15 protein-coding genes are annotated in these 14,543 nt (G+C 71.0%); all 15 read right to left on the bottom strand.

The features are described 5' to 3' along the window. Positions 1-5 precede the first annotated feature (5 nt). Entirely contained in the window at positions 6-2,477 is a 2,472-nt protein-coding gene (locus K4S16_RS39845; RefSeq protein ID WP_149264301.1) for a hypothetical protein, read from the bottom strand. Beyond that, positions 2,477-2,929: a hypothetical protein gene (locus K4S16_RS39840; protein ID WP_149264300.1), complete on the bottom strand. Its 453-nt coding sequence runs from the start codon at positions 2,927-2,929 to the stop codon at positions 2,477-2,479. The genes K4S16_RS39845 and K4S16_RS39840 overlap by 1 nt, the downstream gene beginning before the upstream one ends. Further along, positions 2,926-5,625, bottom strand: a complete 2,700-nt coding sequence (locus tag K4S16_RS44735; protein WP_160161186.1) for a hypothetical protein — start codon at positions 5,623-5,625, stop codon at positions 2,926-2,928. The genes K4S16_RS39840 and K4S16_RS44735 overlap by 4 nt, the downstream gene beginning before the upstream one ends. Further along, positions 5,622-6,074 carry a hypothetical protein gene (locus tag K4S16_RS39835; RefSeq protein ID WP_149264299.1) on the bottom strand — a complete coding sequence of 151 codons (453 nt, stop codon included), beginning with the start codon at positions 6,072-6,074 and terminating at the stop codon, positions 5,622-5,624. The genes K4S16_RS44735 and K4S16_RS39835 overlap by 4 nt, the downstream gene beginning before the upstream one ends. Then, positions 6,071-9,667, bottom strand: coding sequence for a hypothetical protein (locus K4S16_RS44730; RefSeq protein WP_160161185.1), 3,597 nt, complete (start codon positions 9,665-9,667; stop codon positions 6,071-6,073). Before K4S16_RS44730 ends, K4S16_RS39835 begins: the two co-directional genes overlap by 4 nt. Before the next feature lie 163 nt (positions 9,668-9,830). Further along, a complete protein-coding gene (locus K4S16_RS39825) occupies positions 9,831-10,094 on the bottom strand; it encodes a hypothetical protein (protein WP_149264297.1) in 264 nt (87 codons plus the stop codon). A gap of 53 nt (positions 10,095-10,147) precedes the next feature. After that, a complete protein-coding gene (locus K4S16_RS39820) occupies positions 10,148-10,534 on the bottom strand; it encodes a hypothetical protein (RefSeq protein ID WP_149264296.1) in 387 nt (128 codons plus the stop codon). Positions 10,535-10,590: 56 nt separating this feature from the next. Beyond that, positions 10,591-11,175 (bottom strand): hypothetical protein, encoded by a 585-nt coding sequence (locus K4S16_RS39815; RefSeq protein WP_149264295.1) that lies wholly within the window; start codon positions 11,173-11,175, stop codon positions 10,591-10,593. A 6-nt stretch (positions 11,176-11,181) separates the two neighbouring features. Continuing rightward, positions 11,182-11,382 carry a hypothetical protein gene (locus tag K4S16_RS39810; RefSeq protein ID WP_149264294.1) on the bottom strand — a complete coding sequence of 67 codons (201 nt, stop codon included), beginning with the start codon at positions 11,380-11,382 and terminating at the stop codon, positions 11,182-11,184. After that, positions 11,379-11,585: a hypothetical protein gene (locus K4S16_RS39805; RefSeq protein ID WP_149264293.1), complete on the bottom strand. Its 207-nt coding sequence runs from the start codon at positions 11,583-11,585 to the stop codon at positions 11,379-11,381. The genes K4S16_RS39810 and K4S16_RS39805 overlap by 4 nt, the downstream gene beginning before the upstream one ends. Beyond that, positions 11,582-12,037, bottom strand: coding sequence for a hypothetical protein (locus tag K4S16_RS39800; protein ID WP_149264292.1), 456 nt, complete (start codon positions 12,035-12,037; stop codon positions 11,582-11,584). Before K4S16_RS39800 ends, K4S16_RS39805 begins: the two co-directional genes overlap by 4 nt. Continuing rightward, the gene (locus K4S16_RS39795) at positions 12,037-12,402 is read right to left on the bottom strand and encodes an HK97 gp10 family phage protein (RefSeq protein ID WP_149264291.1); all 366 of its coding nucleotides are present in this window, start codon (positions 12,400-12,402) and stop codon (positions 12,037-12,039) included. Before K4S16_RS39795 ends, K4S16_RS39800 begins: the two co-directional genes overlap by 1 nt. A 55-nt stretch (positions 12,403-12,457) precedes the next feature. Then, positions 12,458-12,793, bottom strand: a complete 336-nt coding sequence (locus K4S16_RS39790; protein ID WP_149264290.1) for a head-tail adaptor protein — start codon at positions 12,791-12,793, stop codon at positions 12,458-12,460. Beyond that, positions 12,790-13,215: a hypothetical protein gene (locus K4S16_RS39785; protein WP_149264289.1), complete on the bottom strand. Its 426-nt coding sequence runs from the start codon at positions 13,213-13,215 to the stop codon at positions 12,790-12,792. The genes K4S16_RS39790 and K4S16_RS39785 overlap by 4 nt, the downstream gene beginning before the upstream one ends. Positions 13,216-13,336: 121 nt before the next feature. After that, positions 13,337-14,431 (bottom strand): phage major capsid protein, encoded by a 1,095-nt coding sequence (locus K4S16_RS39780; protein WP_160161184.1) that lies wholly within the window; start codon positions 14,429-14,431, stop codon positions 13,337-13,339. Positions 14,432-14,543 lie beyond the last annotated feature (112 nt).

The following is a 14,543-nucleotide window of genomic DNA, read 5'->3' as shown; positions in this document are numbered from 1 at the left end:
CCCTTCTACGGGTTGGAGATGCTCACGACGCGGCGGGCCTGGTGCCGCATCTGGGTGCCGGCCTTGAGTTCCATCTCCCACGTGTGCTCGGCGTACTTGGCGTTCACGGCCAGCGGCCCGTACAGGATCTTGTAGACGTCGTTGCCGGAGTGGACCGGCATGAGCGCCGTGGTGAAGCTGATCGTCTCGAACACCTGGGACGCCTCGAACGCGAGCCGCGCCGCGCGGGCGGCCAGGGTCGCCTGGTCGGCGGCGTCCTCCTCCTGGCGGAAGTCGGTGATGACCCGCTGCCGCCGGACCGTGGACGTCGGCGACGCCGGGTCCGAGTTCGTGTAGACGGCGGACAGGGCGGCCCTGTCCGGGTCGGAGACCACGAGGACCCACCGGTTCGGCACCGAGAACAGGTCGAGCTCCTGCTCCACCTCCGGGTTCATGACCGAGACCGCGTCGTCGGCGTAGGTGTACTCGGCGGGCCGGTCCTGGGGGGACACGTACGGCCGCACGAGGGCGACCCCGTCCTCGTCGAACGACAGGGAGTCGTAGTTGATCGCGGACAGCAGCTCGTTGATGATCGCGAGCTTGGTGGTGCCGGGCTCCCATTCCTTGGCGACCGGGAGCACCGCCGACGACGGCGTGACCTGTTTGGCGACCGAGCCGAGCAGGCTCGACACCACCGTGGTGTAGGCGGCCCCGGCGGCGGCGGTGTAGCGGTCCGGGACGACGTCGTCGATGAAGATCTGCAACTGGTCGTAGCCGTCGACGGCGCGAGTGACGACGTCGGAGGCGTCTACCGAGCGGCTGGGGGTGGAGAGCAGGAACACGCCCTGCGGCCACTCCACGTAACCCCCGGTGATCACCTCGGTCTTGGGGCCCCGGTCGCCGATGGTCAGGCTGTCGACGGCGGGCGGCTGGACGGGGACGGCGGGCGGGGCGGCGATGGCGTAGGTGGCGATGCAGGCCGAGTAGACCCCGGCGGGGTCGATGGTCAGGGTGCCCTGCTGCGCGCCGGTCGCCGAGACGGTGCGGTGGATGGCCTGGAGGGCGCGGTTCGCGGAGGCCTGCGCGGTCTCGACGACGGGCCCGCCGGTCCACCCTGCGGGGATGCCGATGGTCCTGCCGACGCCGAAGCCGAAGGCGGCGTAGAGCAGCTCGTCGGGCTGGCTCGTGGCGGGGGTGGTGCCGGTGGTCAGGGCGGTGGCCGAGCCGGGGTTGTGGTTGGCGGCGGTCTGGTCGAGGGGGTCGGCGGCGTCGAGCTGGTGGCTGAAGTGGTCGAAGGTGAGGCACCAGCGGATCCGGGCCGCCGAGATCGTGACGGTGATGGTGTCGCCCGCCTGCAACGGGGTGACGATGGTGCCCCGGAGGATGGCCTCGGAGACGGTGGTGTTCCCGGTGCCGGCCGCCACGTCGACCGTGTAGGAGTTGCCGCGGCTGTCGGTGGCGGCGGTGACGGTGGGCGGGCTGGTGACGTCGTTGGTCCAGGCGACCGCGCCGATCACGGTCTCCCCGGCCGGGACGGCGGAGCCGACCGTGATGCTCCCCGTGGTGGAGGAGGTTTCCACGGTGCTGGCGCCTAGCCTGGCCACGTGGCCGGTCTCGGGCGGGGTGGAGCCGGTGCCGGTGCCGGTGACCGTGACGGTCTCCACCGGTTCCCGCCCCGTGCTGGGCTCCGACCCGGTGAAGTCCGGGGTGTCGCCGTAGGGGTTGGCCCAGTACAGCCGGTAGGCGGCGGTGGTGCCGTCGTTCTCGATCTCCAGGCGGACCGGCTGGCCGATCACGTGGGTCTGGTGGGCGGCGATGTCCACTGCGCCGAGCCGGTACTCGCCGCCCACGTCGTCGATCACGATGTGGGTCGCGGGGTCGGGGGTGAGGCCGTCCGGGGCGATCGTCAGCCGCGCCCCGGACGGGACGTTCAGGTAGGTGCGGAGCGCCCACTCGGACCGGGCGGGTGCGACGGTGAGGGTGAAGGCGCCCTCGACCGGGTCGCCGTTCGTGTCGGTGCCGCCGAGGAGCGCGGACTGCTGGCCGTCCGTGGACCAGGCGCTGTCGTAGGTGACGGTGCCGGTGACGCTGGCGAGGTTGTCGCCGCTGCCGCCGGAGTTCGCGGTGGTGATCTCGGCGCCGGGGGTGCCGTTGAACCGGTTCGTCCAGGCGGGCCGGATCGTGAACGGCAGGGGTACCTCGGTCGGGGGCATGGCGAGCCGGACCCAGGGTTTGATCCGCTGGGAGAGGAAGTCGATCTGGCCGTCCGCGCGGAGGGTGAACTTCGCGGTCCGCTTGATGTCGGCGAGCCAGTTCTGGGAGATCGTGCAGTCCAGGACGTTGTCCAGGTCGCCGATCTTGGTGTTGGTGGAGTCGAGGAGTTCGTAGCGGAAGGTGAGGAGGCGGGAGCCGTCGACGCCCCGGAGGGCGCGGAGCACCTGCTCGGCGGTGTAGCCGCCGGTGTTCGCGGGGCCCTTGGGGATGTCGAGGGACTGCATCAGGCGGTCACCTGCTCGACGTCGACGCGGGTGAACGAGAAGGTGACCTCGCTCCCCCAGGACTGGTCCCCTTCGGCGTACTCGGTGATCACACCGTAGGCGTCTCGGCCCCGGTTGTCGCGGTAGACGAGGGTGGTCCGGGACTCGGCGAAGGCGCGGAGGGTCTCCAGGCCGGTCCGGTAGTCGGGGCCGTGCGGGACCTGGACGCTGACCGCGTACTGGTCGTCCTGGTGCTCGCCGTAGTCGATGACCGGGTAGCGGCGGCCCGCGAACACCATGGCCGTCCCCCCTGTGTCGATCTTCGTGCTGCGGGCGTCCTTGCCGAAGCGGAACTGGGCGACGCTGCCGGCGGCGTCGGTGGGGTCGTGGATCCAGACGCCTTCCAGGGCGAGGGTCGCCGCGGCGGGGCTGGAGTCGCTGAAGAACGCGTACGTGCTGTAGGTGGTGGTCATGCGAGGACTCCGGCGCGTGCCATGTACTCGACCTCGGTCCCGGAGGGGGCGGTGTAGTCGCGGAAGGTGGCGCCGGGCTCGACCTCGGCGATCAGCAGCCACTCGGTGCCGGAGCCTGCGCGGCGGCGGAAGATCTGGTTGCTGGAGGGGTTGGGGCGGTCGCCCTGCGGGGCGGGGTTCGTGACGGTGACGAGGATGTAGCCGCCGTCGTCGAAGGCCTCGACGGCGACCGTGGGGACCTCGGGGGAGGCGTAGTTCGGGGTGATCAGGCGCTCGGCGGTGTTGGAGGCGACCTGGGCAGCGTTCCGGACGGTGACCCGCACCAGGTACTCGGTCCCGGCGGCCATGCCGGTCACGAGGTGGCTGGTGGCGGTGGAGTCGACCCAGCCGGTGTCGAGGAGGACCGCGAGGGTGTCGGTGCGGCGCACGACGACCTGGTAGGCGGCCTGGGTGGTGCCGGTGACCGTCCAGGTGACGAGGACGTCGGAGGTGATGACGGCCGGGTCGTTGTCGGTGGCCGGCGCGGTGATGGTGACCGACCCGGAGGCGGACGTGGCGAACGTGCCGTAGCCGGTCCAGGGCGATTCCTCGTCCTGGCCGTCCCAGGTGCGGACCCGCCACCGGTACGTGCCGCCGTTCGCGAGGGTGGAGGCGGGCAGCGTGTAGGACTGCGTGGCGCTGGTGGTCTTCGTGGAGTCGTGGGCGAGGGCCCCGGTGGCGGTGTCGTAGATCTCGACCTGGAAGGCGGACTGCGCGTCGGCGGGGTCCGGGTCGGTGAACATCCATTCGAACGGGGTGGGGGCGGTGGCATCGAAGTTCGCCCTCGGGGTCGGGATGGGCTGGGTGGGCAGGGCGTTCAGGCGGTCCGTGACGGCGATGAGGGAGTGGGCGCCGCCGGACGTCCGGTTGGAGACGCCGATGACGACCTGGCTTCCGGCGGTCCTGCCCCGGTGGACGCGGACGGCGCGGTTGGTGGACCCTGCCGCGCCGACGGCGGCGTTCACCTGGACCTCGCTGCGGCCGGCCTGCCCGGTGGTGAGGGAGACCGGGGTCCGCATGAGGCGGTTCGGGTTCGCGGCGTCGATGTAGTAGATCCAGACCCGGTTGTCGACGGGGTTGTAGACGGCGTCCCAGGCGGGGCTGGTGGCGAGCACGGAGGGGTCGGGCATGGCGGTGAGGCTCTCGGTGCCGAGGGTGACCCGGGCCAGTTCGGTGATGGAGCCGGAGCCGAGGCTCTGCCGGTGGACGACGGTGATGCCGCGGCCGCTCGTGGCGTCGGCGTTGACGGTGACGAAGCGGGAGTCGTCGATGCCGATGACGCGGGACTTGGCGTCGGCGTCCTTGGTGGAGAAGGCGCCGGAGGTGTCGCGGAGGCGGGCGACCGAGGCGAACCCGGTCCCGGAGGCGTTGAGTTCGTAGCGGGCGAACGACTGGGCTCCGGGGTCGCCGAGGACCTGCTGTTTCGTGGTGCAGGTGATGTAGCCGCGGCTGGAGGAGGGGGCGGCGGCGACATCGAGGAGCGTGCCGGTCTCGTTGACGTAGTTGTGGATGCCGCCGTCCGGGGCGGGGTTGTCGATGAGGACGCCTTCGGCGTTGCCGGAGCCGCGGAGTGCGGTCCCGGAGCCGGTGCGGACCCAGACCGGGTTGATGAGGGCGTAGCCGGTCTGGGTGCCGGTGTTGCGGCCCGCGTTGTGGGCGACGACGGCGAGGATCGTGCCGCCGGAGCCGGAGGTGTGCCAGGCGGCGGCGACGTTGTTGACCTCGCCCTCGTAGGTGGCCAGGGGGATGTCTCGGACGGGGCCTGCGGTCCAGTTGTGACCTGCCCCCTTCGTGAAGCCCCGGACGCGGAGGATGTTGGGGAGGTCGTTGTTGCCGTTGAGGATGTAGAGGTTGTCCGAGCCGTCAGCGCAGAGGGTGTAGATCTGGGCGCCTTGGCGGCCCGCTGAGAGCGGGTCGCTGAACACGGTGGTGGCGGTGGTGCCGTTGTGGTGGACGACGGCGATGCTGGCGGTGGCGGGGGCGGTGGCGCCTTGGCGGAGGTAGGCGTGGGTTCCGTCGGAGAGCTGGACGTGGCCGCCGTGGTTGGTGTCGGTGATGTGCTTGGTGGTGTGGGCCAGGAGGAGGGCGGGGTCCTGGCTGGTGCCGGAGAACTCGGTCAGGCGGACGGTGTGCAGCTCGGGGCCTGACGGGACCTGCTGGGTGCGGAACCGGCTGGTGTAGAGGATGTAGCGGCGCGTGGTGGCCGAGGTGGCGTCGGGGAGGTGGCCGGGTTCGAGGCCGGCGCGGAGCTGCCCGATGCCGGCGAGGTGGGCGGAGTCGATGACGGCGGCGAGGGCGTCGCCGTTGACGAGGCTTTTCAGTTGTGCGGGGGTCCTCCAGTTGCCGGTGTCGAGGACGCCGCCCCAGTCGTATTCGGCGATCTCGATGCTGCGGGCGACGCCGGTCCCGCCGACCGCCGCCTGGTAGAGGCGGAGGTAAGCGGCGGTGACGGTGGTGTCGGTGCTGGCGGCGGGGGTGAAGGCGAGGCCGGTCTGGTAGGCGTAGAAGTACGGCTGGATCAGGTCCTGGCCGATCTGGCCGGTGGGCTGGTCGGTGACGGCTTGGAGGCCGGACCCGGCGACGAGGTCCACGTAGTGGTTGTCGCGGGAGCTGATCGTGCCGTCCGTGGCGTCCGCGATGAGGATGACGGTGGTCATCGGGCGCCCCCGGTGATGGCGTCGGCGATGGCGGCCATGGGGTCCGACCGGTAGCGGCGGGTCCGGCCTCTGGCTTCGGTGATCGTGATGTCGCCGTGGGGGTCGGGGACGAGCAGGGGCGGGTTCACGATGCGGTACTGCGGGGGGCCCGCCGGGGGGCCGGTCCAGACGTCGATGTAGGCGATGCCGTCGCTGGGCTGGACGGCTTCGACGTGGCCGATGGTGATGTCGCGTCCGCCGGGGAGGGTGATGGAGAGGTGACCGTACTCGTTGCGGCCGGGGTGGGTGCTCCAGGCGTCGGCGGCGATGCGGGCCTTCTCGGCGGCGAGCGTCTGGCGGAGGTCCTCGTCGGTGGCGGTGTCGGGGAGTGCGTCCGCGGCCGCCTGGAGCCGCTCGGTGGCGTCCTGGGCGGCGTCCTCGGTGGCGGGCGGGGTGTCGGGGGTGGTCATCGTGTGATCACCTTCGCGCCGTGCTGGCGGGCGGTGGCCCGCAGGTTCTCGATCATGCGGATGAGGTCCCGGATGTCCTTGATGGTCGAGGCGTCGAGGACGATCGACCCGGCCTCGAACACGTAGGTGATGTGCTGGCCCTTGGCGGCCTCGACGATGGCCCGGAGCTGGTCGAGGGTGTGGACGACCTCGGCGGTGCCGGACTGGTTGACGGCGATGCCGCCGTCCGGGAGGAGGCCGCCGATGTCGTGGGTGCCGGTCCATGGCGGGGTGGTGGCCATGGCGCGGAGGTGGCGGGTGCGGTCCGGGGTGTGGAAGAGATCGCTTTCGCGGTCGTCCTGCCAGAGGAAGTCGACGATGCCGCCTTCGGCGAAGTGCGGGCGCCGGATGGAGGAGGCGGTGCCGATGTAGCCGGACTGCTTGCGGACGCTGTTGGACTCGTTGCCGCCGATGGTGATGGAGCCCTTGCCGGTGTAGATGTTGATGTGCCCGGCGTCGCCTCGGTAGAGGCCGAGGTCTCCGGCCTTCTTCTGGCTCTGGGAGACCGAGGGCAGGGCGCGGTAGGACCAGACGGCGGCGGGGCCGCCCACGCCCCGGAGGGCCTTGGATGCGCCGGCCTCGTCGAACACTCCGTCCACGAACATCCCGCACCAGGGGAGGCCGTTCATGCCCATGCGGCGGGTGAACTTGTTGGGGTTCCCGGACAGGCCGACGTACTTCTCCGCGATGTCGACGACCTTCTTGCCGTCGCCGCCTTCGAGCTGGGAGGCGAACCGCCGCATGAACCCGATGATCTTGCCGGTGAGGTGGGCCATCATCTTGCCGGGGATGCCGGGGAAGTCGTTGCGGTTCCCGAAGCGGCTGGTGATGGAGCGCACCATGGGGTTCAGGGCGGCGGTGAGGGCCTTGACGAACCCTCCGGCGAAGGCGCCCTTGGCCTTGCCGAGGAAGCCGCTGACCGCGCCGATCACACCGCCGTCGCGGTAGCCGGGGACCGTGCCGCCCTTGCGGAAGGCGGGGAGGCCGAGGAGTTCGCTGGCGCGGCTGCCGAGGCGGTTCGCGGTGTGGATGAACCCGGCGCCGAGAGCGCGGACGGCTTCGGGGACGATGACGCCTTCCCCGGAGCGGGCGTAGACGAGCTGGTCGTCGCGCGGGGAGTAGCCGGGGAGGGCGGCGCCGTCCCGGACGTCGGTGATGCCGCCCTTGGCGAAGCCCTTGGGGACGCGCATGGGGCCGATGGAGCCGATGCCCGGCACCTTGTCCGCGATCTTGTTCCAGACGCCCCGGATGCCCTGGTTGTACACCACGTCGATCACGAACCGGACCGGGCTGGACGCTGCCGAGCGGAGCTTCGAGAACACGGTCCGGACACCGGAGGCGGCGCGGTCGAACGCCGAGATCGTCCGGTCCTTCAGCGAGTTGAAGGCCGAGACGACCTTGTCGCGGAGCGAGCTCGCGCGGGACACCACCCAGTCCCGGAGGTTCGAGATGCGGGAGGTGGCGGTGTCCCGGAGGGAGGTGAACCGGGACACCGCCCGGTCCCGGAGGGAGGTGATCCGGGACGTCACAAGGTCGCGGAGGCTGCTGATCCGCGAGGTCACCCAGTCGCGTGCGTTCGTGGCGAGGGCGGTGGCGCGGTCGCGGAGGCTGGTGAACCGGGAGACCGCGCCGTCCCGGAGCGCCTTGACGTGGTTGAGGACCCACGCCTTCGCCTGCTGGAAGGCGTTGACCGTGCGGTCGCGGAGCGCGGCGACGGGGGCGAGCACCCAGGCGGCGAGCTTCTGGAACCAGGAGAGGACGCCGAGCACCAGGTCCGGGATGATCGAGTGCCCGACGATCTTGTCGTAGAGCCACTGGAACGGCCAGATGATCAGCGACACCGCGGACTTCACGGCCTGGACGGCGAGGCCGAGCGAACCCTTGAGGATCGCGAGGACCGCCTGCCACAGTCCGGAGAAGATCCCCTTGACGCCGTCCCACGCGCGACCCCAGTCGCCGGTGAGGATCCCGACGAAGACGTCGATGACGCCCTTGATCGTGGTGAGGGCGCCGGAGAGGACCCCGAGGACCGTGTTGAACGCGGTCTGGACGGTGTTGATGATGTCGTCGCCGAACCGGCCCCAGACGCCGGTGATCAGGTCGAGGGCGAAGCCGAGGACGGAGCCGATCCGGTTGACCAGGGCGGTCACCAGGTCGACGGCGGACCCGAGGGCCTCACCGATCTTGCGGCCGACCTCCTGGAGCTTCTGGCCGGCCTGCTCGAACTCCTTCGCGTGCTTGTCGCGGAAGTCGCGGAAGGTGGAGCCGATCGCGCCGACGAGGCGGCGGACCTTGCCGGTGATGTCGGAGACCCGGTCGGTGATGGCCGCGCCGAGGCTGCGGAGCTTGGCGCCGATGCCGTCGAATCCGGGTGTGACCCCGGCGAACATGGACCGGAGCCGGGGGCCGCTCCGGCGCGCGGTGTCGGCGACGCCGCCGATCGCGGACCCGATGCCGCGGAGTCGCTCGGCGATCGGGCTGGAGAGGGCCGCGTCCTTGAGGTCGCCGAACCACACGTACGCCTTGGCCAGCCACGTCACGAACCGGACCAGGTTCGCGACGGTGCCGATGAGGCCCGTGATCATCCCGGAGAAGAACCCCTGGAGTTCGGGGGTGTCCCGGACGGTGGTGAACAGGCCGTTGAAGGCGTCGGCGAGCCCGTCCATGGCGGGGCCGATGTCGCGGCCGAGCGGGTCGAGGAGGGCGGCGAAGGCCTGCGAGGCGGTGTCGACGACCGGCCCGAAGACCTTCAGCGAGGAGAGGAACCGCCCGGCGAACAGCTCGACCACGGGGGCCAGGAGCTTGAACGCCTTGCCGAGGTGGGGGGCCAGGGAGTCGAAGAGGCCGGAGAGCTGACCGGCGATCGCGACGAGGGTGCCCTCGAACGGCTTCGCGATCTCCTTGAGCTTGGAGCCGACGCGGTCCTTGAGGCGCGTGAACGCCGACTGCACCCGTTCGGACTGGGCGGCGGCGGCGATGCCGATCCCGGCGATGCCCGCGCCGAACGCGAAGGCGAGGGTGGTCCCGGCCGCCGCGCCGATCGCGGGGAGGGCGGCGAGCGCGGCGATGACCCCGGCGACGATGAGCCAGCCCTTGGCCCCGACCTTGGTGAACAGGCCGCCGAAGGTCGACAGGATCCCGGTCGACTGGGACCGGAACATGCCGAGGAACCCGGACACGAAGCCGCCGCCGGACTCGCGGCCGGAGCCGTGGAACATGCGGGTGAAGCGGCCGCGGGAGTCGCGTAGGCGGCCCTGGGAGTCGCGGAAGAAGCCCTCGCCGAACTCCCGTCCGGCCCCTTCCCCGGATTCGCGCCCGGCTCGGCGGAAGATGCGGGACAGGACGCGGCGGGTGCGGGCGAGGCCCGCTTCGGCGGACCGGGAGAAGGCGCGGCCGAACGCGCGGCCGGAGTCGCCGCCGCTGCGCTGCGCGTGGGAGCGGAGGAGGCGGCCGGTGGCGCGGAACCAGGTCTGGGCGTCCCGGGTGAAGCCGGAGCCGAAGGAGGACCCTGCGCGGCGGCCGACCCGGTCGGCGGACCGGAAGGCGCCTTCCATGGCGCGGCGGGTGCGGCCGAACCCGTTGTCGGCTTCGCGGCCGAACGTACGGGAGAAGGCTTGTCCTGCCCTTCTGCCGGTCTGCTGGGCCCCTCTGCGGATTGCACCCTCGCGGAACCGTGAGGTGACCTCTACGAAGCCCTCAGCGATGCGGAAGGCCATGTCAGCCCCCTTCCTTGGGGGGCTGCGCGGGCTGGTCGCGCCGGGGGCCGAAGTACTGGGCGAGGTCGGGGTTCTGCGCGATGTCGCTGTAGTAGGTGACGCCGCCGGAGCGCGCGGTGGAGCTGCGCGCGGCGGAGCTGCGGGCGGTGGACGCGGAGGGCTGCCGCCGCTGCGACTCCTCTTCCGCGCGCATCCGGATCACTCCTCTGTAGGCGATCAGTCGGTCAGCGAAGGCGAAGAACCGGTCGGCGGGGAGCGCGTACATGTCGTCGCACCGGTGGACCGCCGAGAAGTCCGATTCCAGGTCGTCCAGGTAGTTCAGGACCCACGCGGTTTCTTGGAGGCGGGCCGACGGCGTACGCCACGCTGGGCCCGGTTCGCCTTCTGGCCCTTTCCCCCCAGGAGGTTCTTCTCCAGGCGCTCGAAGATGTCGTTGAACTGGTCGAAGTCGAGGGACGGGTGGTCCTTGAGCATCGTGTAGACCTCTTCGCCGAGGACCTCGACCATGACCCACATGGCGGCGGCGTCGGGGCCGTCCTCGACCTGCTTCTCCAGGTACTCCAGGGCGAGGCCGGCGGGGGGCTTCTTCGGCATCTCGTAGACGTCGTCGCCCATCACGAAGAGCGGGACCATCTCGATCTTGGCCGGTTCGGTGGGTTCGGGGATGCGGGGGATGTCTGCGAGGTCGATGTCGTCTACCGACACGGGGTCTCCTGGCGGGTGGGGGCGGCCGTTGACGGGCCGCTACAGGCGAGCGGGGGTCAGGGTGCGACGGGGGGCAGCTCGTCGGTGTAGTCGAACGGCGGGATGCTCTTGGAGACGTAGTGGCCCTTGAGTTCGACGGGGAACAGGGTCTGACCGTCCTTCTGGGCGGGCTGCTCCACCGCCGCGGTGTTGAGGACCTTGCGGGCGATGACGCGGCGGCGCAGGCTCGCGGGGGCGATGCCGTCGAACAGGAGCGCGCTGTAGTCGGGTGAGACGGCGCTGTTGTCCATGGCGGGGGTGTACTTCTTGCTGGTGGCCCCGGCGGTGATGGTGCCGCCGTTGGCGGCGACCTTGAAGTTCTCCAGGGTGGGTTCGGCGAAGTTCGTCTTGATCGTGAAGACGCGCTTGGTGAGGCGGGACTCGGGGACGTCGACGATCTGGTCCACTTCCAGCTCGGCGTATTCCTGTTCGAGGGTGAGGGTGACGCCGTCCTGGGTGCCGCCGAGGTCGGTCCAGCTCGCGGCGACGGTGGTGTCCTCGACGTCCATGCTGATGTCGGCTTCGGTGGGTTCGGCTGCGCCGAAGTCGCCCCGGTACAGGTCGGCGGGGCCCTGGATGAGGTTGGTGACGGTGACCGGCATGGTCGGCTACTCCTTGCTCTGCTCGGCGGTCTTGGGCTTGCTCCTGCCGCCCGTCCCGGACGACGGGTCCGCGGGCTTGTCGGCGGGCTTGTCGGCGGGCTTGTCGGGGGCGATGAGGCCCTGGCGGTAGAGGTCGTCGTACTCGTGCTGCGACACCTCGATCTCCTCGGCCGGGTTCATGGTGGTGCGGACCTTGTGGCGGGTCATGCGGGCCTCCCTGATGGGCGGGTGGGGACGTACTGGAGGGGGACGTGCTCGTCGGGGCGGATGCCGCGCGGGACGGGGACGATCCGGGTGTCCGGGTAGAGGTACTCCAGCTCGGCGCGGGACGTGTGGGTGATGACGCGGCCCCGCCAGGTGAGGAGGCAGCCGGAGCGCTCGCCCCACAGCCCGTACAGCTGGCCGGTCATGCGGCCACCGGGACCCAGTAGAGGGCGAGTTCGAGCATGTAGTCGGCGAAGCGGGCCTCGTCGGGGTAGACGCGGCGGGGCTCGGTCTCGACGTTCGCGGTCTGCACGCGGGCGTCCTGGTACGGGGCCGGGAGGGCGATCCGGCCCATGAGCCGGCGCTGCTGTGCGGGGCGGCAGGCGTCGACGATGCGTTCGGCGAGGGCGTTGGCGCGGCCCCAGGGGGGCTTCTGGCTGTTGGGGTTGGCGGCCCAGCAGTCGAGCTGCAGGACCGGGGCGCGCTGCGGGACGTGGAGGCCGGGGTCGCCTCCGGTGAGGTGGACGGTGACGAACCCGGTGTCGTGCCAGGTGGAGGTGTCGCCGGGGAGGGTGGTGGCGACGCCGTTCGGGGGGATGCCGGGCAGGGTGCGGAGCCAGGCGACGGCGACGATCTCGCTGCTCGGGGGCTCGGCCATCAGCGCCGGTCCCTGGGGTTGCGGCGGCGGCGGAGCGCGGTCCGCAGGAAGGGGTTCGGGGCGGTGCCGGGGTGGTGGACGCGGGCGACGGGGTGCCGGGCTCCGGGCCAGTAGAGCGCCTGCTTGTGGCGGGGCAGGATCAGGTGCGGGCGGGTGCCGTACTCGTGGTGGTGCCAGTAGGAGGTGCCGACGTAGACGCGGTTGCCGCGTGCCTTGATGGTGCGCTTGAGGTCCCCGGAGTCGACGCCGACGAGGCCGCGGGCGTCGCGTGCGACGGCTTCGGCGAGCTCGTTCTCGGTGCGGCGGAGCGCGGGGCGGATGAGGCGCTGCCAGCCCGGTGTCATGGTGACGCGGACGTAGGGCACTGGAGGTCTCCTTGACGGCGGACCTGTCGGGTCGGTCCCCCCGTTGACCGGGGGTTCAGGTGGTTCGCTTGAGGTCGAGGTGGAGGTCTGGGAGGCCCGCGTAGGACTGGGGGCGGGCGATGTTCTCGATGCTGTAGATCGTTCCGGTGCGTTCGTCTTTCAGGCGGTCGTCGGGCTGGACGTCGATGTCGGCGCGGAGGCGGCCGGTGTGGGTCTCGACGGTGGTGGTGCGGTGCTCGTCGGGGAGGTACTGGCGGACGGTGCGGAGGATGATCGAGGCGGGGATGCGGGTCGCGATCGGGGTGTCGGTGTCGACGGGGTCGCCGTAGGCGTCGACGGTGCCGGGCGGGGTGCGGAGGATGCTGACCGTGGTCGTGGCGCGGGACCTCACAGGTCCCTCCAGCCCCGGTCGAAGACGTCGTAGAACACCGAATCCTTCGGGAACCGGCGTGGCTGGTCCTGGGTGCGGAGGCTGCGGGAGCGGCGCCAGGAGAGGCGGTCGATGGACCGTTTCGCGAGCGGGGCGAGGATGCCTGCGTTGTCGTGGGAGTGGCCGACCGAAACGCCGTCCTGGCTGATCGAGGTGGCGTCGAGGTTGAGGAAGACGTCGGGGTGGTGCTGCATCCAGGCGGCCTGGTAGGCGACGGCGGCGCGGAGGAGCCGCAGGTTCTTCTTCGAGATCGCGGCGTCGGTGTCTTCCGGGTCGGCGTCGGCGAAGAGGCCGACGAGGAGTTCGGCGCGGACGAGGTCGGGTTCCTCGACCGTCACGCCGGTGTAGGTGTCGACGTCGTCGACGGTGGCCCAGTTCGCCATTCCCCCTCCCCCGCTGTCGGTGCCTGCTGGTGTGGTCATGTCTGGCCAGGGGTCCCCGCCCCCCGGTCGGCGCCCCCCTGGCCAGACGTCCAGTGCGGCCGTCAGCGGCCGTCAGCGTCCGTCAGGGCGCGGCGGGGACGCGTTCCATGACCGCGAAGGCACGGGGGTGCGCGAGCTGGAAGCCGCGGCGCACCCGGAACTTCACGGCGGCGTCGTCGGTGTCGTCCTGCGCGCGGGCGGGCTGGAAGAGCGTCTGCGCGGTGTTGCGGATGCCGACCTTGAGCGCGCGCCGGTTCCCGACGAACAGCAGGTCGTTGCCGGTCGGGGTGTCGGTGTTCGTCGCGTGGGTGCGGGCTCCACGGGACCAGGCGATCTGCGTGTTGAACAGGGTGTCGAACGGGCGGCCGGAGGAGTCGACCCCCGCGGACTCGCGGAAGATCGGGGAGCCGTTGCCGTCCGTGGCGAGACGGAGGGCGTCCCGGTAGCCGGGGTGCGCGATGACGCGGGTGTCGGCCTCACTCCAGTACTTGGAGGTCTCCACCTTCTTGAACGTCTGCGACAGCTTCTCGTACAGGCTGGTGCCGTCCGGGACGGCGGCGATGCCGATCGTGCCGTTCCAGGCCACGTAGTGGTCGTCGACCGGGTAGCCGAGGTTCGGATTCGCCGACTGCTCGGTGCGGAGGCTCTTGTAGACGCTGGTGAAGGGGCGCAGGTCGGAGGGCGTGTTCGACTCGGCCCCGGTGACGCCGAGGCAGGCGTGGTCGAAGACGTCCGAGTAGGAGATCGCCCAGTCCATCTCCTTGGACGTGATGACGTCGATGATGCTCTCGGCGTCGGAGAGGTCGTCCTCGTCGACCGTGAAGCGGGCGATGAACCGGCGCGCGGTGAGGATGTAGTTCGAGTTCTCGGAGTCGTCGTCGGTGTAGGTGGTGCCGGGGGTGACCTTGAGGCCCTCCGACCGGGGGACGCTCTTGGTCTTGGAGCGCATCGGGACCGGGGAACCGTACCGCTGGATCGCGGACTCCAGCATGACCCGCTGCCAGACATCCGACGAGTACTCGATCGGGATCCAGTCGTCGATGTCGGCGGGTGCCGAGCCGGCCCAGGCGTAGACGGGGGTTCCGTCGGAGCGGAGGCCGAGGAGGAGTGTGCGGGTGGCGGGGGTGTCGTCGTCGATGGCCCACGTCGGGCGCGTGGATGCGTGGATGCGGGACACGAGAGACCTCCTGGCTTGCCCGCTGGACGGTTTGCGTGCCCTCACGGGCTTCCTGGTGGCCTCTCGGCCCGCCTGCCCTCTCGGGCGCTCCGTCATCCTCGCGGACGTGCCA

The sequence above is a fragment of the Actinomadura sp. K4S16 genome (assembly GCF_008327685.1).
Lineage (GTDB): Bacteria > Actinomycetota > Actinomycetes > Streptosporangiales > Streptosporangiaceae > Spirillospora.
This window is presented reverse-complemented; position numbering and strand designations above follow the sequence as displayed.